We start from the raw sequence: 18,025 nt of genomic DNA on the forward strand, positions 1-18,025 counted from the left end.
CCGCTCCGCTTCCGCCGTGCGGGCCGGGCTCATATGCTCCTGCACCCATACGTGTTACCGACGGTAATGGGGTGCGGGGATGGCGTCGAGACGTACGTTCGTGGCGGGCGCGGCGGCGGTGGCGGGGACGGCCGCGGCGGCGGGCGCCGGACCGGTCCGCGCCGCCGGGCGGGCGCCGCAGGCCCGGCCCGGGGCGGCCCCCGCGGCCGCCCCCGGCGGCGCCGGCCGGGTCGCCGTACTCGGCGGCGGGGTGGCCGGGATGACGGCGGCCCACGAGCTCGCGGAGCGGGGCTACGCCGTGACCGTGTACGAGCGCCGGGCCCTGGGCGGCAAGGCCCGCAGCATGGGGGTCCCGGGCAGCGCGCGCGGCGGCCGGCTGCCACTGCCCGCCGAGCACGGGTTCCGCTTCATCCCGGGGATCTACCACAACCTCCCCGACACGATGCGCCGCATCCCCTTCCCGGGGAACGCCGACGGGGTCTGGGGCAACCTCGTCGCACCCCCCGAGATGATGTTCGCGCGGGCCGCGGGCCGCGAGGACCTGCGCGCCCCCATCCCCTGGCCCGGGCACCGGCCGGCCGGGCTGTCCCCGGAGGAGCTGCGCCGGGCGCTGACCGGGCTGCTGGAGACCTTCTGCCGGCTGCCCGCACACGAGAGCGCGTACTTCGCCAACCGCGCCCTGGTGTTCATGACCAGCTGCGCGGAGCGGCGCGACGAGGTGTGGGAGCGCACCCCGTGGTGGGACTTCGTCCGGGCGGACCGGATGTCGAACGAGTACCAGCGCATCCTGGCCGTGGGCATCACCCGCAACATCGTCGCCACCAAGGCCGAGGAGGCCTCGACCCGCACCGTGGGCACCCTCGGCGAGGCCTTCGCCTTCAACGCCCTCGGCCAGGGGGCCGACGGGCCGCCGGACCGGATCCTCAACCTGCCCACCAACGAGGCCTGGATCGACCCCTGGGAGGCCCATCTGCGCTCCCTGGGGGTGGAGTTCGCGCTCGGTTGGACGGTGCACGAGGTCCTGTACGGGTCCGGGCGGGTCACCGGGGTGGCGGTGGAGGACCCCGACGGGGTACGCCGGACCGTGACCGCCGACCACTACGTCAGCGCCCTGCCCGTGGAGCACGCCCGGCGGACCTGGGGGCCAGCGCTGCGCGCCGCCGACCCGATGCTGGGGCGCTGCGACCGGCTCCAGACCGACTGGATGACGGGCATCCAGTTCTACCTGACCGAGCGGGCCCCGCTGGTGCACGGGCACTTCAACTGCATCGACTCCCCCTGGTCCCTGACGGCCATTCAGCAGGCCGAGCACTGGCCGGCCCGCGACTTCCCGGCCGACTACGGGGACGGGGCGGCGGTGGACTGCCTGTCGGTGGACGTCTCGGAGTGGGACAGGCCCGGCCTGCTCTACGGGAAGACGGCCAAGCAGTGCACGCGGGAGGAGGTGGCCCGCGAGGTGTGGGCGCAGCTGAAGGCCTCCCTCAACGACACGGGCCGCACGGTGCTGCGCGACGGGGCCCTGCACTCGTGGTTCCTCGACCCCGGGGTGGACGGGCTGGGCACCCCCCGGCCGGTCAACCAGGACGAGCTGCTGATCCACCCGGTGGGCACGCTCCACAACCGGCCGAGCGCGGACACCCGGATCCCGAACTTCTTCCTCTGCGGGGACTACGTGGCCGTGGACATCGACCTCGCCACGATGGAGGGCGCGAACGCCTCGGCCCGCGCCGCGGTGAACTCCCTGCTGGAGAGGTCCGGTTCCCCAGCGCCCCGGTGCGCCGTGCTGCCCATGTACCGGCCGCCGGAGCTGGAGCCCTTCCGCCGCCACGACCGGCTGCGTCACCGGCTGGGCCTGCGCAACGTGTTCGACCTGGGCTGACCGGGCCCGGCCGGTGTCGCATACCGTCGAGGCATGACGACACCGCCGGACACCACGGCCGCCCCGGTCAGCCGGGTGGGGCCCCTGCTGCGCACCTGGCGGGAGCGGCGCGGGATGAGCCAGCTGGAGCTGGCGAACCGCGCCGGCTCCTCCTCCCGGCACATCAGCTTCGTCGAGACGGGCCGGTCCCGGCCGGGCGAGGAGCTGCTGATGCGGCTCGCCGACCGCCTGGACGTCCCCGTACGGGAGCGCAACGCGCTGCTCCTGGCGGCGGGTTACGCACCCCGGTTCGCGCAGACCCCGCTCGCGGACCCCTCGATGGGGCTGCTGCGCGAGGGCATCGAGCGGCTGCTGACCGGCTACGAGCCGTACCCGGCGGTCGTCGTGGACGGCACCTACCACGTGGTGGCCGCGAACCGGGGTATCGCGATGCTGCTGGACGGCCTGCCGGGGCACCTGCTGGAACCGCCGCTGAACGCCATGCGGATCACCCTGCACCCGGAGGGCCTCGCCCCGCGGATCCGCAACCTCAAGGAGTGGCGGGGGCACCTGCTGGCGCAGATGGAGCGGCAGATCGCCCTGGCCCGCTCGGAGCCGCTGCGCGCCCTGTACGAGGAGGTCGCGGCCTATCCGGTGCCCGACCGGCCGGGCGGTGCCGAACCGGCCGGGCCCGTCCCGTACTTCGCGCTGCCGCTGGTGATCGAGCACGACGGGCACGTGCTGTCCTTCGTGTCCTCCATCTCCACCTTCAACACCCCGATGGACGTGACCGTCGCCGAGCTGGCCATCGAGACGATGCTCCCGGCCGACGCGGCGACGGTGAAGTACCTTCGCTCACTTGAGGGTTGAGCGCAGGGCGAGCTGCTGGAGCAGGGCGAACCCGGCCACGGCGAGGGCCTGGGCCGAGACCCACACGGCTCCGGCGGCGGTGGGCGTGAACCAGGCGAACAGGGCGACCAGGCTCAGGGCCGCCCACAGGCAGTTGGTCTCCACGACGGCCCTGACCGCGAGCACCGGGGGCTCCCGCCGCGAGGCCAGCCAGCCGACCGCCGCGCCGTAGGCGGTGAGCAGGACGCCGAGGGCCAGGAGGAGCCCCTGCCCGATCCCGAGCAGCCGGCCCAGCGGGGCGGAGAAGGCGAGGTACGCGAGCCCGTTGGCGGTGGTGACCACCGAGTCGAGGGCGAGGAACCGGCGCAGCACCGCCTTCGGCTCACCGGTGCGGGCGAGGGTGCCGATCAGGGTTGCGGACATGGCGGACCAGCCTCCGTGGGGTCGCGGTGCGAAGCGGGTGGGGCCGGGCCCGGAGCCGAGTGCGCGGCCCCGGATCCCGGTGGCACCACCTTGCCGCGGGCCGTGCACCCGGGTCGATTACCCCGCAGGTAATGCCGCCGCGGCCCCTCAGGCCGCCGCGGGGGCCGATTCGCCGGCCAGGGTCTTCAGGCGGCGGGTGAAGAAGAGCATCGTCGCGCCGGCGGCGAGCACCAGGGCGCCCTGCCAGGCGAAGTTGAGGCTCTGGCCGAGGACCTGGTCGAGCCGCGGGAGCTGGCCGCCGATGCCGTCGCCGGCGGCCGCGGCCAGGAACCACACGCCCATCATCTGGTTCGTGAAGGCCCGCGGGGCGAGCTTGGCGGTCACGGACAGGCCGACCGGGCTCAGGCACATCTCGCCCATGACCTGGATGGCGTACACGCCGACCAGCCACATCAGGGAGACCTTGACGCCCCGGGAGGCGATGGCCGCGGCCGAGGACATGACCAGGAAGGAGGCGCCGACCAGCAGGAGGCCGAGGGCGAACTTGAGCGGGGTGCTGAAACCGCGGCCGCGGCGGACCCAGAACGCGGCGAACAGCGGGGCCAGGGCGATCACGAACAGGGAGGGCAGGGCCTGGGTCCAGCTGGCCGGGATGCTGTGGCCGAGCAGGCTCATGTCGGTCTTCTGGGCGGCGAACAGGTTGAGCTCGTTGCCCATCTGGTCGTAGACCATCCAGAAGAGGGTGGCGGCCAGGAAGAGCCACACGTACGCGCGCAGGCGGATCCGCTCGGTGGCGGTCACCTTGGGGCTGCGGTACATGGACACCAGGACCCCGGCGGGCACCACCACGGCGACCAGGGTCAGGGCGAAGGTGATGCTGTCCACGTCCAGGGCGTGCGCGCCGGCGAGCACGGCGGTCAGCAGGGCCGTGGCGGCCAGCGCGCAGCCTCCGGAGCGGCGCAGCCGGGCCCGTTCGGCGGGGCTGAGCGGGACCACGGGCTCCGGGCGCAGGGAGGCCTCCAGGCGGCGGCCGCCGAGCACGTACTGGACCAGGCCGAGGGCCATGCCGACGGCGGCGGCGCCGAAGCCGAGGTGCCAGTCCACCTCCTCTCCGAGGTAGCCGACGATCAGCGGGGCGATGACGGCGCCGAGGTTGATGCCCATGTAGAAGAGCGAGAATCCGGCGTCGCGGCGCTGGTCGTCCCCGGGGGCGTACAGGCGGCCGACGAGGGCGGAGATATTGGGCTTGAGGAGGCCCGTGCCCAGGACGATGAGGGCGAGGCCGGGCCAGACGGCGGCGGCGCTCGGGACGGCCATGGCCAGGTGGCCCGCCATGATCACGAGCCCGCCCCACAGGACGGCGCGGCGGGCGCCGAGGAAGCGGTCGGCGATCCAGCCGCCGGGCAGGGCCAGCAGGCAGATCATGGCCATGTACACACCCTCGACGGCCTCCGCGCTGCCCTGCGCGAGGCCCATGCCGCCCGCCGCGCGGGGCGCGGCCAGGAAGTGCACGAGGATCGCGACCATGCCGTAGAGGCTGAAGCGCTCCCACATCTCGGCGAGGACGAGGGTGGCGAGCCCGCGCGGGTGGCGGCGGGGGCGGCCCGCAGCAGGCCCGGCAACAGGCCCGGCGGCCGGTCCCGCGGGCGGTCCGTGCTGCGGCTTCGTGTCCATCGGGGCGTTGGCGTTCACCTGACCAGTGCAGCCCGGCGGGGCCCCGGCGGGGATCCTTCTTTCGGCCGGGTGCGGGGGTGCGGGCAGGGCCCCGGGCCGCAGGGCCCGGGGCCTTGGTCCCGGGGGCGGCCGGAGGGGGCGGCCGTACGTCCCGCCCCGGCCGCACGTCCCGCCCCGGCCGCACGCACGGCCCGAGCCGTACGCCCGGTCAGGCCGGGTCGATGCCCGCGTGGGCGGCCGCGGCCTGCACGGTCTGCTCCAGCAGGACGGCGATGGTCATCGGGCCGACGCCGCCCGGGACCGGGGTGATGAGGGAGGCGCGGGCGGCCGCGGACTCGAAGTGGACGTCGCCCACGTTGCCCTCGTTGTACCCGGCGTCCAGGACCACCGCGCCGGGCTTGATGTCCTCGCCGCTGATGAACTCGGCCTTGCCGACCGCGGCGATCAGGACGTCCGCCTGGCGGATGTGGGAGGCGAGGTCTTTGGTGCGGGAGTGGCAGTAGGTGACGGTGGCGTTCTGCTCCAGCAGGAGCATGCCGGCCGGCTTGCCGAGGATGGCGCTGCGGCCGACGACCACGGCGTGCTTGCCGGTGAGGTCCACGTCGTACTCCGCGAGGAGCCGCATGATCCCGCCGGGGGTGCAGGAGACGAAGCCCGGAAGGCCGAAGCCCATGGCGGCGAACGAGTGCATGGTGACCCCGTCCACGTCCTTGCTTGGGGCGATGGCCTCGAAGGCGGCGCGCTCGTCGATGTGGTGCGGGACCGGGTGCTGGAGCAGGATGCCGCTGATCTCCGGGTCCTCGGAAAGGGCCGTGATCGTGGCGACGAGCTCCTCGGTGGTGGTCTCGGCGGGCAGGGCCACGTGCCGGGAGGTGATGCCGGCCTTGGCGCAGCGGTTCTGCTTCATGCGCACGTAGGTCACGGACGCGGGGTCCTCGCCGACGAGCACGGTGGCCAGGCAGGGGGCCGTCCCGGTGCGCTCGGTGATCTGCGCGGCGCGGGCGGCGGTCTCCTCGCTGATGCGGCGGGCGACGGCGGTGCCGTCCATCAGTCGGGCGGTGGCAGTCGTCATAGGGGTCTCCTGGAACGTCGCTGCGGGTTCGCGGGTCGCCCAGGCGCGCGGCACCGGCGTACGGACGTACGCACGGGATCGGCGTACCGCGGTACGCCGGGCCGCTCCCCGGTGGTGATCCACCCAAGCGCCAGTCACGGCCGCCGCCCAGCGTACCCAATGAAAATGTGCTGGCCGTAGGGCCGGGACAACTGGAACGATCACGACATGACGCCTACTTTCGACAAACTGGTCGCCGAAGCCGAGTCCGTGTCCGTGGCGGGCTGGGACTTCTCCTGGCTCGACGGCCGCGCCACCGAGCAGCGGCCCTCCTGGGGGTACCAGCGCATGCTGGGCGAGCGCCTGGCGCGGGCCGGGGCCGCCCTGGACGTCCAGACCGGCGGCGGCGAGGTGCTGGCCGGGGCCGGACCGCTGCCCCGGCTGACGGCGGCCACGGAGTCCTGGCCGCCGAACGTGGCGAAGGCCGCGGCGCTGCTCCACCCGCTCGGCGCGGTCGTGGTCGCCGACTCCGACGAGCCGCCGCTGCCCTTCGCGGACGGGTCCTTCGACCTGGTCTCCAGCCGGCATCCGGTGACGATCTGGTGGGAGGAGATCGCCCGGGTGCTGCGCCCGGGGGGCACGTACTTCTCCCAGCAGGTCGGCCCGGCGAGCGTCTTCGAGCTGGTCGAGTACTTCCTCGGCCCGCAGCCGGAGGAGGTCCGGCGCGGCCGGCACCCGGACGACGCGGTCGCGGGGGCGGAGGCGGCCGGCCTCGAGGTGCTGGACCTGCGCTCGGAGCGCCTGCGTACGGAGTTCAACGACATCGGAGCCGTGATCTACTTCCTCCGGAAGGTCATCTGGATGGTGCCCGGCTTCACGGTCGGCCACTACCGGGACCGGCTCCGCGAGCTCCACGACCAGATCGAGCGGAACGGTCCGTTCGTCGCCCACACCGCGCGATTCCTGATCGAGGCCCGCAAACCGGAATGATCCCGGGGTGCCGGGCGTTGGCTCCGTGGAGACGGCGCGCAGACAGCGTGGCGCAGGTCACTCAATTCCGTGCGTAACGAATCCTCTCGGGCGTGCGATGAACCGACAGGTGTCCTTGCGCGGCGCCGGTGCGGAGACCCCGCCCGGTTCCTGCACCCGTCGTCGCGCGAAGATGTCCCGCCGTCCTTTGTCTGTTCGCAACGAGAGGCTCCTTGTGTCGCTCAGCCCGTCCCGTACGTTCCCTCCGGAGATCGCCGAATCGGAGGCCCTCGTCGCGCTCGTCGAGCGCGGCCGCGAGCAGGGTCACATCAACGGTGACGATGTTCGGCAGGCCTTCGAGGCCGGCCGCATCCCGGTGGACCAGTGGAAGCGGGTCCTGCGCAGCCTGAACCAGGTGCTGGACGAGGAGGGCGTCGCCCTGCACGTGAGCGCGGCCCCCGCTGCGAAGACCGCTGCGAAGAAGCCCCGCAAGGCCGCCGCGGCCCCCGCCCGCACCACGGTGAAGAAGGCTGCCGCAGCGCCGCGCCCCATCGGCGCGCGCAAGACGGCCGCCACCGCCCCCGCGGCCGCTGCTGCGGCCATATCCGCTCAGCCCGCGGCGGAGGCCGGTGCTTCGGCCGCCGGGGACGCCGAGTCCGCCGCCGAGCCGAAGAAGCGCACGGTCAAGAAGACCGCCGCGAAGAAGACCGTCGCCAAGAAGACGGCGGCGAAGAAGACCGCGAAGGACGCCGACGGCGAAGAGGCCGTGGACGTCGAGAACGAGGAGTTGTTCGAGAACCTCGAGGACGAGGCCGAGGAGGAGCCGGCGAAGGCGGGCGGCCAGGGCTTCGTGCTGTCCGACGAGGACGACGACGACGCCCCGGCGCAGACCGTCATGGTCGCCGGTGCCACCGCCGACCCCGTCAAGGACTACCTGAAGCTGATCGGCAAGGTGCCGCTCCTCAACGCCGAGCAGGAGGTCGAGCTCGCCAAGCGGATCGAGGCGGGCCTGTTCTCCGAGTACAAGCTCGAAGAGGAGGAGGACCTCAAGCCCGCGTACCGGCGCGAGCTGGAGATCCTGGTCGAGGACGGCCGCAGGGCCAAGAACCACCTGCTGGAGGCCAACCTCCGCCTCGTGGTCTCGCTGGCCAAGCGCTACACCGGCCGCGGCATGCTCTTCCTGGACCTGATCCAGGAGGGCAACGTCGGCCTGATCCGCGCGGTGGAGAAGTTCGACTACACCAAGGGCTTCAAGTTCTCCACGTACGCGACCTGGTGGATCCGCCAGGCCATCACGCGTGCGATGGCGGACCAGTCGCGCACGATCCGCATCCCCGTGCACATGGTCGAGATCATCAACAAGCTCGCCCGCGTGCAGCGCCAGATGCTCCAGGACCTGGGCCGCGAGCCCACCCCGGAGGAGCTGGGCAAGGAGCTCGACATGACCCCGGAGAAGGTCATCGAGGTCCAGAAGTACGGCCGCGAGCCGATCTCCCTCCACACCCCGCTGGGTGAGGAGGGCGACAGCGAGTTCGGTGACCTCATCGAGGACTCCGAGGCGGTCGTGCCGGCCGACGCCGTGTCCTTCACCTTCCTGCAGGAGCAGCTCCAGTCGATCCTCGGCACCCTGTCCGAGCGCGAGGCGGGCGTGGTCTCCATGCGGTACGGGCTGAACGACGGCCAGCCGAAGACCCTGGACGAGATCGGCCGCGTGTACGGCGTGACCCGCGAGCGGATCCGCCAGATCGAGTCGAAGACCATGTCGAAGCTGCGCCACCCGTCCCGCTCCCAGGTGCTGCGCGACTACCTCGACTGATCCCGTCGAGCAGGCCCGGTGAGGCCCGGTGCCCCTTGCGGGGTGCCGGGCCTCCGGCGTGTCCGGGCGGACATGACGGCGTAGACGAGCACGCCCGCGAAGAGGAACAGGACCCCCTGGTAGACGGCTGCGTAGCCCGCGCCGGCGACCAGCCACAGGGAGAAGGCGGCGGCCGCGGCGGCGAGGAACCCGTCGCGCACCAGCCGGCGCCGGTCCACGCGCTCCCCCTGCCCCGACAGCAGGAAGTACAGCTGGGCCGCGGTGGCGAGCAGGTACGGCACGGTGGCGGTGAAGGTGGTGACGAGGACCAGGACCTCGAAGACCCCCGCCGGGCCGGCCGTGTAGTTGTAGACGGTCAGTGCGGAGGCGAGGACCACGGTGACCAGGACCCCGGCGACCGGCACCCCGCGGCTGCGGCGGGCGAAGACCCCGGGGAAGAGCCCGTCGCGGGCGGCCGCGTACGGGGTCTGGGCGCTGAGCAGGGTCCAGCCGTTGAGGGCGCCGAGGATGGAGACCACGGCCGCGCCCGCGACCAGGGTGCCGCCCCAGCCGCCGCCGAACATGGCGTCCACGGCGTCCGAGAAGGGGGCCTGCGAGTCGACCAGCCGCTCGTGCGGGACCAGGCCGAAGACCGCGAGGGTGCCGAGCAGGTACACGGCGGCGGCCCCCAGGGTGCCGAGCACGGTGGCGCGGCCGACGTTGCGCCGCGGATCGCGGACCTCGCCCGCGCTGACGGCCGCGGACTCCACGCCGAGGTAGCTGAAGAGCAGGATGGCGGCGGAGGCGGAGACCGCGCCGAGCGCGGAGCCGCCCGCGCCCTCCGCGAGGAAGGGCCCGGTGTGGGCGGGGTCGAAGAAGAACAGCCCGCCGACGGCCACGACCAGCAGCGGTACGAACTTCAGGACCGTGGCCGTGAGCTGGACGGCGCCGACGTACCGGGTGCCGGCCAGGTTGGCGAGGGCGGGCAGCCACTGCACGGCCAGCGCGGCCAGGCACAGGGTCCAGGTGTGGTCCCCGAGGCCCGGGAAGAGCACGGCGAGGTAGCCGGTGGAGGCGACGGCGAGGGCGGCGTTCGACACCCAGGCCGTGATCCAGTAGCTCCAGGCGGCGAGGAAGCCCGCGAAATCGCCGAAGGCGGCGCGGGCGTACACGTACGGGCCGCCGGTCCGCGGGTGGCGGGCGGCGAGCCGGCCGAAGACCAGGGCCAGGCATATCGCGCCGGCCGTCAGCACGCCGAAGGCGAGCAGGCTGACCGTGCCGAAGGGGGCGACGGAGGCGGGGAGCAGGAAGATCCCGCCGCCGATGATGTTGCCCGTGACCAGGGCCGTGGCCACGGGGAGGCCGAAGCGGCGGGCGTGCCGGTCCCCGGCGGGGGCGGCGGGGGCGGAGCCGGGGACGGCGGGGCCGGGGACGGGGGCGGAGTCCGGGGTGGGGGACCCGGGCCGCCGGGGGTGCCTCGTGAGCATCGCGGGGTGGTGCCTCTCGTGGTGCAGGAGGGCCCGGGGGTACCGGACCGCTGCATATGGTCAGCGACCAGGCATTTCCCGCCAAATCGCCGGGATTCCTGCGGCAGCCCCACCCCGGGTCCCGCAGATCCTCCGCCGTACGGTCCCCGCCGGCGGAGGATTCCGGCCGCGGGCGGGCACCTGCCCGCGGCGGCGCCCCCGACCGGAACCGGGCAGGTCAGGGGGACGGAGGGGCTACTCCTGGGCGAGGTCGCCGCCGGAGGCGGGCAGCGGGCCGTCGGCCGCCTGCCAGAGCCAGCGCCGCAGGACCAGGTGGACCTGTTCGGCGCCGGTGATCCGCTCGGGCGGTTCGGAGAGCACGGCGGGCCACATGAGGAAGGGGCGGCCCTGCTCCCCGCCCAGGCCGCCGTGCGAGCCGATCTGCTCCTCGAAGGCGTGCACCGCGCCGGTGGCCGGGTCGTACGCCGAGTTCACCATGATGTCGGGGGCGTGCGGGAAGGAGTCGGTGCGGCGGACCGCCTCGGCCGCGCCGGGTCCGAAGTCCGCCAGCAGCGCTTCGGCCTCCCCCGGGGCGTCGAGCCGGGCCACGGCCCCGTCCCGGGCCAGGACCTCCCCGTCGACCAGCAGGAAGCCGACGCCGGGGTGGTTGGCGAGGGTGGCGAGCAGGGCGGGGTGGCGGCGCTCGATCGCGACCCGGTCCATCCGCAGCGGTACGTCGGGGAAGGAGATCAGCCCCAGGTTCCCGGAGGCGAGGACCACCGGGGCGGAGCCGGTTCCCGGGCGCTCCTCCACGCCCTCCTCCACGGGCCGGTGCAGGGCCGCGAGCACGGCCGCCCGGGCCTCGGCCCCGCTGGGGGTGCGCCCGGCGCGCCGCGGCACCGGCAGGCCGCAGCCGGCCCGTACGAGGTCGCGCAGGGTGAGACCGTAGCGGCCGAGGAAGGTCTCTCCGGGGCTCTGGCCGTGGTCGGAGAGCAGGACGAGCCGGTACGAGCGCGGGGCGTGCGCGGCCACCTTCTCGATCAGCTCCACGCTGCGGTCCAGGCGCCTGAGCACCTGCTCGGTGTCCTTGTGCCGCGGCCCGGAGTGGTGGGCGACCTCGTCGTACGCGACCAGGTCGGCGTAGACGGCGGCGCGCCCGGCGAGCATGTCGCCGATCACGGCCGCGACGACGACGTCCCGCTCCACGACGGTGGCGAAGGCCCGGATGAAGGGGTAGAGCCCGCCGCGGGCCACCCGCGGCCGGTCGCCGCGCAGCCGGGCCCGTACGGACTGGCCGATCTCGCGGAACACCTCGGCGACCAGGGACAGGGCGGTGCGCACGGAGTTGGCGGGGTCGGAGAAGTAGGCGAAGTAGCCGGCGCGGGAGCGGTTGTCGCGGCCGCGGCGGGCGGAGACGGACAGCACCAGGGCGAGCTGGTCGGCGCCGCCGCTGAAGAGGTTGCCGCGGCTGGCCCCGTCGAGGCTGAGCAGCCCGGGGTCGCCGGTGCGGCGCACGGCGCGGCGCTGGAGTTCGGCGGCGCTGGTGGGCCGGTTGCAGACCACGATCTCGCCGGTGTCCTTCTCGTACCAGCGGAAGGCCGGCACGTCGAAGTTGGAGCCGTGCAGGATGCCGAGCTGGCTGGCGCCGGTCTGGCTGGACCAGTCGGTGTGCCAGGGCATCAGGCGGTGGGTGCGCTCCAGCATCCGGGCGGTGGCGGGCATCAGGCCGGTGGCCGCGGCCTGCCGCAGGACCTCGTACCCGACCCCGTCGAGCTGGAGGAAGACCAGTCCGGGCCGGGCCTCGGAGGCGCCGGCGGCGTGGACCCGGTGCTGGCGGCGGCGCCTGCGGTCGGCGAGCCGGTAGAGGCGGCGGCGGTAGGCGTCGTCGTCGCGCACGGCCAGGGCGGTGGCGGTCGCGGAGGCCACGGCGGACATCACGGCGGCGACGACGACGGCGGTCTGCCAGTCGGCCTCGCCGCGCCCGTCGGGGATCAGGCCGAGGGCGATGAGCAGCAGGGAGCCGCTGAGGAAGAAGACGAGCAGGCCGAGGACGAGGGCGGGGACCAGCAGCACCGCCCGTACCAGCACCGGCCAGACCAGGGCGTTCAGCAGGCCGAAGGCGCCCGCGCCCCAGGCGGCGGTGAGGGCGATGCGGGTGGTGCTGTCTCCGTCGTCGGACTGGAGCTGGAAGTCCGGGAGGATGCCCGCGAGGGCGAGCATGGTCAGCGTGGACACCGCCCACACCGTCGCCACCCGGAACAGGGCGCTGCCCGCCCTACGCCATCGCCCGTCGTGCACGCAGTCCCACCTCACTCCCCCGGACCGCTCCGGGGGGACCCCGGCCCCCGACCCGCGCCACGGCCTGCGGGTCCCGGGCCCAGCCTCGCACGAACGGGGGGCCGTCCGGGGGAGGCGGCGGAGGCTGCGTCAGGTGCCGTCGTACCCGGCCGTGGGCATGGACAGGCGGCGGTGGACCTCGGCCTTCATGGCGGGGGTGTAGGACGGTTCGTCCCGGCCGACGGTTTCGAGCCGGATCCCGCGCCGGTCGCATGCGGCGGTGAACTCCTCGACCGAGCTCAGGGCGCGGGCCAGGACGCGGCGGTTCGGCGCGACGAACAGGTCGACCTGTCCGGCGTCCACGTCGGTCCACAGTCCGACGTGGTCGGGGCGCAGCCCGTAGAAGAGCAGCTGCCGGGTGACCACGTACCCCTGGTCGGCGGCCCAGCGGGCGCACATGGCGTGCTGGCTGCGGGTGTCGACCGCAAAGGGGTCGCTGTCGAGCTCCTCGAGCGGGGCCAGGCTCGCGATCGCGGCCACGCGCACCTCATCCATGCCGCCCGACCCTACTCCGCCGGGCTGCGGCCCGGGCCGTCTCCCGGCAAGATCGGGAAGGGACGGCTTGGCGGACCCGGCAAGATCGGGAAGGGACGGCCTAAGCTCGGAGGGTGCGGCCGGTTCCGGAACCGGCCGGGGAGGTCCGCGGGGCGGGCCTCGCGGAGCGGGTCGGCGGAGAGGGGCGGCGCGTGCCGGCGGGGATCACCTGGTGGGGTCATGCCACCTGTACGGTCGAGGACTCGGGCGTGCGCTTCCTGACGGACCCGCTGTTCGTCCGGCGGCTGGCGCATCTGCGGCGCCGCTGCGGGGAGTTGCCGCCCGCCTCGGCCGCGGAGGCCGATGCGGTGCTGGTCTCGCACCTGCACTCCGACCACCTGCACCTGCCCTCGCTGGCGAAGCTCGCGCCGGGCACCCGGCTGCTGGTGCCGCGGGGGGCGGGGGGGGCGGTGCCGGGGCTGCGGCGGCTGGCGGGGGCGCGGATCACGGAGGTCACGCCGGGGGACGTGGTGGAGTTCGGGGCGGTGCGCGTGCGGGTGGTGAGCGCGGCGCACGACGGGCGGCGGCTGCCGTTCGGGCCGCACCGGTGCCCGGCGCTGGGGTACGTGGTCGAGGGCTCGTCCCGTACGTACTTCGCGGGGGACACCGGGCTGTTCGACTCGATGGCGCGGGAGGTGGGCCCGGTGGACGTGGCCCTGCTGCCGGTGGGCGGCTGGGGGCCGTTCCTTGGCGCGGGGCACCTCGACGCGCGGGCGGCGGCGCGGGCGCTGGCGCAGCTGGGCGCGGCGGCGGCGGTGCCGGTGCACTACGGGACGTACTGGCCGATCGGCATGGACGCGGTGCGGCCGCACGAGTTCCACGCGCCGGGCGGGGAGTTCGTACGGCAGGCGGGGCTGCTGGCCCCGGGGGCGACCGTGCACCGGCTGGGGCACGGGGAGGGCGTGGTGGCCGGCTGATGCTGATGCGACTGGCCGCGGGGGCGGCGCTGACCGTGTCGGGTGCCGTCGCCGGGGCGGTACGGGCCGTGGACCCGACCGGGCCGGCGGGCACGGTGAGCGCGGTGCCGCCGGATGCCGCGCAGCAGGCGGTGGGGTATCCGGCGCTGTTCGTGCTGGTGGCGCTGGGGGCGCTGGTGCCGGTCATCCCGACCGGGGCGCTGGTCAGTTCGGCCGCGGTGGTGGCCTTCCACCAGAGCCTGCCGGTGGGGCTGCTGCTGGTGTTCGCGGTATCGGCGCTGGCCGCCTTCACCGGCGACATGGCGCTGTACTGGCTCGGGCAGCGCGGGGTCCGCTCGCGGGGCGGCTCGCGCTGGCTGGAGCGGCTGCGCAGCCGGGCGGCCCCGGACCGGCTGGCTGCCGCGCAGACCCGGCTGGAGGAGCACGGGGTCCTGGTGCTGGTGCTGTCCCGGCTGGTGCCGGCGGGGCGGATCCCGGTGATGCTGGCGTGCCTGCTGGCGCGGATGCCGATGCGGGTGTTCGCGCGGGGGGATGCGCCGGCGTGCCTGGCCTGGGCGGCGACGTACCAGCTGATCGGCATCCTGGGCGGCTCCCTCTTCGCCGAACCGTGGAAGGGCGTCGCCCTGGCCGTCGCCCTGGCGGTCGCCCTGGGCGCGGCCCCTGCGGCGTGGCGCCGCGCCCGCGGCCGCTAAACCGCCCCTTCCGGGGCGGAGCCCCGGGGGCCGGGCGGGGACCGGGGTCAGGGGAGGGTGCGGGAGGCGCCTACCGGGAGGTCCCAGAGGGTGTCGCGGGGGAGGGCGGCCCGCTCCCACGCGGCGCGCAGGCGCAGCAGCGGTTCCAGCACCGGCTCCGCGGACAGGACGAACGTCGCCCAGTGCATCGGCACCATCCGCCGCGCCCCCACGTCCTGGAAGGCCCGTACGGCCTCCTCCGGGTCCGCGTGGACCTCCCGCAGCCACCACCGCGGCGCGTACGCGCCGATCGGCAGGAGCGCCAGGTCCAGCCCGGGGTGCCGGCGCCCGATCTCGGCGAACCAGTGCCCGTACCCCGTGTCCCCCGCGAAGTACACGCTCCGCGCCCCGCAGGAGAGCACCCAGCCGCCCCACAGGGTCCGGCAGGTGTCGGTCAGGGAGCGCTTGGACCAGTGGTGGGCCGGTACGAACTCGAAGCGTACGCCGCCCAGTTCGGCGGCCTCCCACCAGTCGAGCTCGGTGACCGCCGTGAAGCCGCGCCGCCGGCACCAGCGGGCCAGCCCGGCGGGCACGAAGAGCGGGGTGGAGCGGGGCAGCCGCCGCAGGGTCGGGGCGTCGAGGTGGTCGTAGTGGTTGTGGCTGATCACGACGGCGTCCACCGGCGGCAGGTCCTCCCACCGCACGCCGACCGGGGTGATCCGGGCGGGGGTGCCGAGGATCTTCCGGGACCACACCGGGTCGGTGAGGACGGTGAGCCCCCCGATCCGGACCACCCAGCTGGCGTGGCCCGCCCAGGTCAGCCCCACCCCGCCGGCCGGGACGGGCGGCATCGGGCCGGGCGCGTACGGCAGGTCGGGGATGCCGAGGAGCCCCGCGGGCCCGGGCCGGAAGGCCCCTTCGCGCGCGAGCCGGGCGAAGGAGCGCAACCCCGGCAGGGGGGAGGTCAGCCGGTCGGCGAAGGAGCGCGGCCAGCGCCGCCCCCGGAGCCCGCCGGCCGGGAGGGGAGGCGGCGGAGGGTGTGGAGAGGTGCCCGCGGCCGACGGGGCGGGCGCGGCAGGGTCCGCCGCGGCCCCCCGTCGGCCACGCCCGCGCCGGCCCCGCCCCCGCGGGTCCGGCCGGTGCGGGTCCTCGTGCGGTTCCGTGGGCGCCGGCTGCTGCGCCATCTGCTCCGTCATCGGGGGCGGTTCCCTTCGGGACAGCTCGTCGGGGACAGGTCTTCGGGCGGCCCGGTTCAGCCCAGTTCGTCGAGGGCCTCGGCGAGGGTGCGCAGGGCGCGGGCCACGTGCGGCAGGGCCACCGGGTCGGGGGCGGCGAGGGCCGCCAGCCGGTCCTGCGGGGTGTCGCCGAGCAGGGGGCCGGTGGCGAGCCGGACCCGCAGGGCCACGGCCTCGTCCGCGAACCGCTGGCCCCCGGGGACGGGCCGCCCCAGCCGGGTCCCGAGGTACTCCTCCAGCTCCAGGGCGTCGCCGACCCCGCGCCGGCCCAGTCCCCCGCGCAGCGGGCCCAGGTCGGCGTACAGGTGGCGGCCCGCCACGGGGGGCCGGGCCAGGGCCCCGGCGCCCAGCAGGACCCCGTGTGCGGCCCGGGCGATGCGGCCGTGCAGCGCGGCGGCGGCGCGGGCCCGGCCCGCGACCGGCTCGGGTTCGCCCAGCGCGTGCGCGGCGGCGGCGCAGACGGGTCCGGCGGGCACCGCGCCGGTGGCGGTCAGCACGTCCAGGGTCCGGGCCCGCAGCCCCTCGCCCCGGGCGGTGCCGGGGAAGCGGGCGACGGCGGCGGGCCAGCCCGGGGGCAGCAGGGAGCCGGAGAGGTCGGCGAGGACGGTCACCTCCTCGGGGCACATCTCGGCCGGGCTGATCACCACGGTCTCGTGGGGCCGGTGCCGGGTGTCGCGCCAGGTCTCGTCGCTGACCACGGCCAGGCCCTCGAACACGGCGGCCTCGCAGGCCTCCCGGAGCAGTTCGGGCGGGGCGGCGGTGGCCGTCGGGTCGTCGGCCACGCTGAGCAGCAGCACCCGCGGGTCGCCGCCCTCGGCGCGGACCCGCCGTACGGTCTCCAGCAGCGCGTACGGATCGGGGACGCCGCCGCATTCGGCGGGGGTCGGCACGTGGTAGGCCCGCTGTCCCAGCAGCCGGATCTGCGGTGTCCACCAGGCGGGACAGGGGCGGGGCAGCAGCACGTCCCCGCCGTGCGCGGCGAGCAGGGCCAGCAGCAGGGGCGGGGCCCCGGGGGCCGCTGCCACCCGGTCCGGGTCCGTGGCGAGGCCGCGGCGCTCCCAGTAGCCGGCCGCGGCCGCGCGCAGGGCGGGGGCGCCGCCCGGGGGCTCGGGGCCGGTCCGCTCGGCCGCGGCGGCGAGTACGGCGGCCAGGCCGGGCAGGACGGGCAGGCCGGTGTCGGGGGCGGGCGGGGTGTAGCGGACCGGGCCGCGGCCCTCGGGCGCCGTCCGCCGCATGTTCCCCACCACCGCCCGTTCTGCCGGCCTGCCCGAGAAGTCCACTGCCCCTTTATACGGATAAAAGTGATAATCCGCCCGCTTTTCCCTGCGTCTCTTCGGGTCATCCCTCGCCGCACGGGCCGGCCGCCGGGCGGGCGGGACGGCCGACGGCCCCCGCGCGACGGGTGCGCACCCGCTCAGCGCTCAGCCCCTGCGCCCGAGCAGCGCCAGCAGCCGGGTCTGCGCATCGGCGCCCGCGGGCACCTCCAGCGGCTCCGCGTACATCCCGCTGGCGGCCAGCCCGTCGGCGTACGGCATGACCTCCTTGAGGGAGAACTCGACCAGCGCGGGCGGCAGCCGGTCGTCGGCGCCGAGTCCGCGGGCCAGGTCCCAGGCGTGCACGACCACGTCCGCCGTCAGTTCCGAGCAGTAGGCCGAGCCCCGTGCGGGCCCGTACGAGAGCCGGACCGTGCGGTCCAGGGCCCCCGGGGCCGCGAACGCGGCCGCGGCGAGCGCGGCGGCGCGGTCCCAGGCCGCGGCCGGGTCCGCGCCGAGCAGGTCGCCGGAGAGGGCGTCGCCCACCTCGGCGACCGTACGGCCCTCGGCGACCAGCGGGGGCACCCAGAGCTGCTCGCCGGTGACGTGGTTGACCAGGTCGCGGACGGTCCAGTCGGTGCAGGGGGTCGGGCCGCGCCACTGCTCCCCGGCCACGGAGTGCACGAGCCCGCCGAAGAGCGCGAGCGCCTCGGCGTGCGCCTCCAGGAGGCCAGGCGTCCGCGCCCCACCGCCACCGCCTCCGCCGTCCGCCGCCTCCGCGCCGCCGGCTGCGCTTCCCGCTCCTGCTGCTGTGTCTGACACGGGTCCCACCGTCCTCTTCCGCCCGCGCCCCTCGCGTTCCACTGTCCTCGCACCCCGATTCCCCCGCCACCGCTTCCCCCAACCCCCTTGCAGCGCAAGCAGTGTGTCCATATGTCAAAACACCTATCTCAGATTTCGACACGATCGCCTACCGTGGTGAACGAGCCGGAC

General features: G+C 75.2%; 15 protein-coding genes. 6 read left to right on the forward strand and 9 right to left on the reverse strand.

Annotated elements, in window-relative coordinates:
• Window positions 1-79 precede the first annotated feature (79 nt).
• Both ACZ7JZ_RS25075 and ACZ7JZ_RS25080 read left to right on the forward strand, forming a co-directional pair.
• Window positions 80-1,879: a hydroxysqualene dehydroxylase gene (locus ACZ7JZ_RS25075; RefSeq protein WP_470943035.1), complete on the forward strand. Its 1,800-nt coding sequence runs from the start codon at window positions 80-82 to the stop codon at window positions 1,877-1,879.
• A 33-nt stretch (window positions 1,880-1,912) separates the two neighbouring features.
• Window positions 1,913-2,728 carry a helix-turn-helix domain-containing protein gene (locus ACZ7JZ_RS25080; RefSeq protein WP_470943037.1) on the forward strand — a complete coding sequence of 272 codons (816 nt, stop codon included), beginning with the start codon at window positions 1,913-1,915 and terminating at the stop codon, window positions 2,726-2,728.
• On the opposite strand, the gene ACZ7JZ_RS25085 is transcribed toward ACZ7JZ_RS25080, so the two are convergent.
• The 3 genes from ACZ7JZ_RS25085 to ACZ7JZ_RS25095 all read right to left on the reverse strand — a co-directional run bounded on the left by ACZ7JZ_RS25085 (window position 2,714) and on the right by ACZ7JZ_RS25095 (window position 5,876).
• Complete coding sequence (locus ACZ7JZ_RS25085; RefSeq protein ID WP_470943039.1) at window positions 2,714-3,130, reverse strand: hypothetical protein; 417 nt, start codon at window positions 3,128-3,130, stop codon at window positions 2,714-2,716. The two genes, ACZ7JZ_RS25080 and ACZ7JZ_RS25085, sit on opposite strands and share 15 nt — an antisense overlap.
• 147 nt (window positions 3,131-3,277) lie before the next feature.
• Window positions 3,278-4,822 carry a peptide MFS transporter gene (locus ACZ7JZ_RS25090; RefSeq protein ID WP_470943040.1) on the reverse strand — a complete coding sequence of 515 codons (1,545 nt, stop codon included), beginning with the start codon at window positions 4,820-4,822 and terminating at the stop codon, window positions 3,278-3,280.
• Window positions 4,823-5,012: 190 nt separating this feature from the next.
• Entirely contained in the window at window positions 5,013-5,876 is an 864-nt protein-coding gene (locus tag ACZ7JZ_RS25095) for a bifunctional 5,10-methylenetetrahydrofolate dehydrogenase/5,10-methenyltetrahydrofolate cyclohydrolase (RefSeq protein ID WP_470943041.1), read from the reverse strand.
• A gap of 207 nt (window positions 5,877-6,083) precedes the next feature.
• Here ACZ7JZ_RS25095 and ACZ7JZ_RS25100 point away from each other — a divergent pair, with 207 nt between their 5' ends.
• Together ACZ7JZ_RS25100 and ACZ7JZ_RS25105 are read left to right on the forward strand one after the other, a co-directional pair.
• Window positions 6,084-6,845, forward strand: coding sequence for a class I SAM-dependent methyltransferase (locus ACZ7JZ_RS25100; RefSeq protein ID WP_470943043.1), 762 nt, complete (start codon window positions 6,084-6,086; stop codon window positions 6,843-6,845).
• Window positions 6,846-7,059: 214 nt separating this feature from the next.
• Window positions 7,060-8,640 (forward strand): RNA polymerase sigma factor, encoded by a 1,581-nt coding sequence (locus ACZ7JZ_RS25105; RefSeq protein WP_470943045.1) that lies wholly within the window; start codon window positions 7,060-7,062, stop codon window positions 8,638-8,640.
• On the opposite strand, the gene ACZ7JZ_RS25110 is transcribed toward ACZ7JZ_RS25105, so the two are convergent.
• From ACZ7JZ_RS25110 to ACZ7JZ_RS25120, 3 genes are all read right to left on the reverse strand, one after another.
• Entirely contained in the window at window positions 8,628-10,106 is a 1,479-nt protein-coding gene (locus ACZ7JZ_RS25110) for an amino acid permease (protein WP_470943047.1), read from the reverse strand. The genes ACZ7JZ_RS25105 and ACZ7JZ_RS25110 overlap by 13 nt on opposite strands.
• A 234-nt stretch (window positions 10,107-10,340) precedes the next feature.
• The gene (locus ACZ7JZ_RS25115; RefSeq protein WP_470943049.1) at window positions 10,341-12,383 is read right to left on the reverse strand and encodes a phage holin family protein; all 2,043 of its coding nucleotides are present in this window, start codon (window positions 12,381-12,383) and stop codon (window positions 10,341-10,343) included.
• 129 nt (window positions 12,384-12,512) lie between these two features.
• A complete protein-coding gene (locus ACZ7JZ_RS25120; RefSeq protein ID WP_470943051.1) occupies window positions 12,513-12,917 on the reverse strand; it encodes a hypothetical protein in 405 nt (134 codons plus the stop codon).
• Between the two features lie 191 nt (window positions 12,918-13,108).
• Here ACZ7JZ_RS25120 and ACZ7JZ_RS25125 point away from each other — a divergent pair, with 191 nt between their 5' ends.
• Window positions 13,109-13,873 (forward strand): MBL fold metallo-hydrolase, encoded by a 765-nt coding sequence (locus ACZ7JZ_RS25125; RefSeq protein ID WP_470943167.1) that lies wholly within the window; start codon window positions 13,109-13,111, stop codon window positions 13,871-13,873.
• Window positions 13,873-14,565 (forward strand): DedA family protein, encoded by a 693-nt coding sequence (locus ACZ7JZ_RS25130; protein ID WP_470943053.1) that lies wholly within the window; start codon window positions 13,873-13,875, stop codon window positions 14,563-14,565. The genes ACZ7JZ_RS25125 and ACZ7JZ_RS25130 overlap by 1 nt, the downstream gene beginning before the upstream one ends.
• Before the next feature lie 47 nt (window positions 14,566-14,612).
• Here ACZ7JZ_RS25130 and ACZ7JZ_RS25135 read toward each other — a convergent pair whose 3' ends face one another.
• From ACZ7JZ_RS25135 to ACZ7JZ_RS25145, 3 genes are all read right to left on the reverse strand, one after another.
• Window positions 14,613-15,728 (reverse strand): MBL fold metallo-hydrolase, encoded by a 1,116-nt coding sequence (locus ACZ7JZ_RS25135; protein WP_470943169.1) that lies wholly within the window; start codon window positions 15,726-15,728, stop codon window positions 14,613-14,615.
• Window positions 15,729-15,796: 68 nt separating this feature from the next.
• Window positions 15,797-17,014: an aminotransferase class I/II-fold pyridoxal phosphate-dependent enzyme gene (locus tag ACZ7JZ_RS25140; RefSeq protein WP_470943055.1), complete on the reverse strand. Its 1,218-nt coding sequence runs from the start codon at window positions 17,012-17,014 to the stop codon at window positions 15,797-15,799.
• A gap of 186 nt (window positions 17,015-17,200) precedes the next feature.
• A complete protein-coding gene (locus ACZ7JZ_RS25145) occupies window positions 17,201-17,758 on the reverse strand; it encodes a TIGR03086 family metal-binding protein (RefSeq protein ID WP_470943171.1) in 558 nt (185 codons plus the stop codon).
• Window positions 17,759-18,025: the final 267 nt, after the last annotated feature.

The sequence above is a fragment of the Streptomyces sp. NPDC038213 genome, from assembly GCF_055600495.1.

Coding starts and splice junctions, on each gene's coding strand:
- ACZ7JZ_RS25075 (WP_470943035.1), top strand. CDS start 80: ATGGCGTCGAGACGTACGTTCGTGGCGGGCGCGGCGGCGGTGGCGGGG.
- ACZ7JZ_RS25080 (WP_470943037.1), top strand. CDS start 1,913: ATGACGACACCGCCGGACACCACGGCCGCCCCGGTCAGCCGGGTGGGG.
- ACZ7JZ_RS25085 (WP_470943039.1), bottom strand. CDS start 3,130: ATGTCCGCAACCCTGATCGGCACCCTCGCCCGCACCGGTGAGCCGAAG.
- ACZ7JZ_RS25095 (WP_470943041.1), bottom strand. CDS start 5,876: ATGACGACTGCCACCGCCCGACTGATGGACGGCACCGCCGTCGCCCGC.
- ACZ7JZ_RS25100 (WP_470943043.1), top strand. CDS start 6,084: ATGACGCCTACTTTCGACAAACTGGTCGCCGAAGCCGAGTCCGTGTCC.
- ACZ7JZ_RS25110 (WP_470943047.1), bottom strand. CDS start 10,106: ATGCTCACGAGGCACCCCCGGCGGCCCGGGTCCCCCACCCCGGACTCC.
- ACZ7JZ_RS25120 (WP_470943051.1), bottom strand. CDS start 12,917: ATGGATGAGGTGCGCGTGGCCGCGATCGCGAGCCTGGCCCCGCTCGAG.
- ACZ7JZ_RS25130 (WP_470943053.1), top strand. CDS start 13,873: ATGCTGATGCGACTGGCCGCGGGGGCGGCGCTGACCGTGTCGGGTGCC.
- ACZ7JZ_RS25135 (WP_470943169.1), bottom strand. CDS start 15,728: ATGGCGCAGCAGCCGGCGCCCACGGAACCGCACGAGGACCCGCACCGG.
- ACZ7JZ_RS25140 (WP_470943055.1), bottom strand. CDS start 17,014: ATGCGGCGGACGGCGCCCGAGGGCCGCGGCCCGGTCCGCTACACCCCG.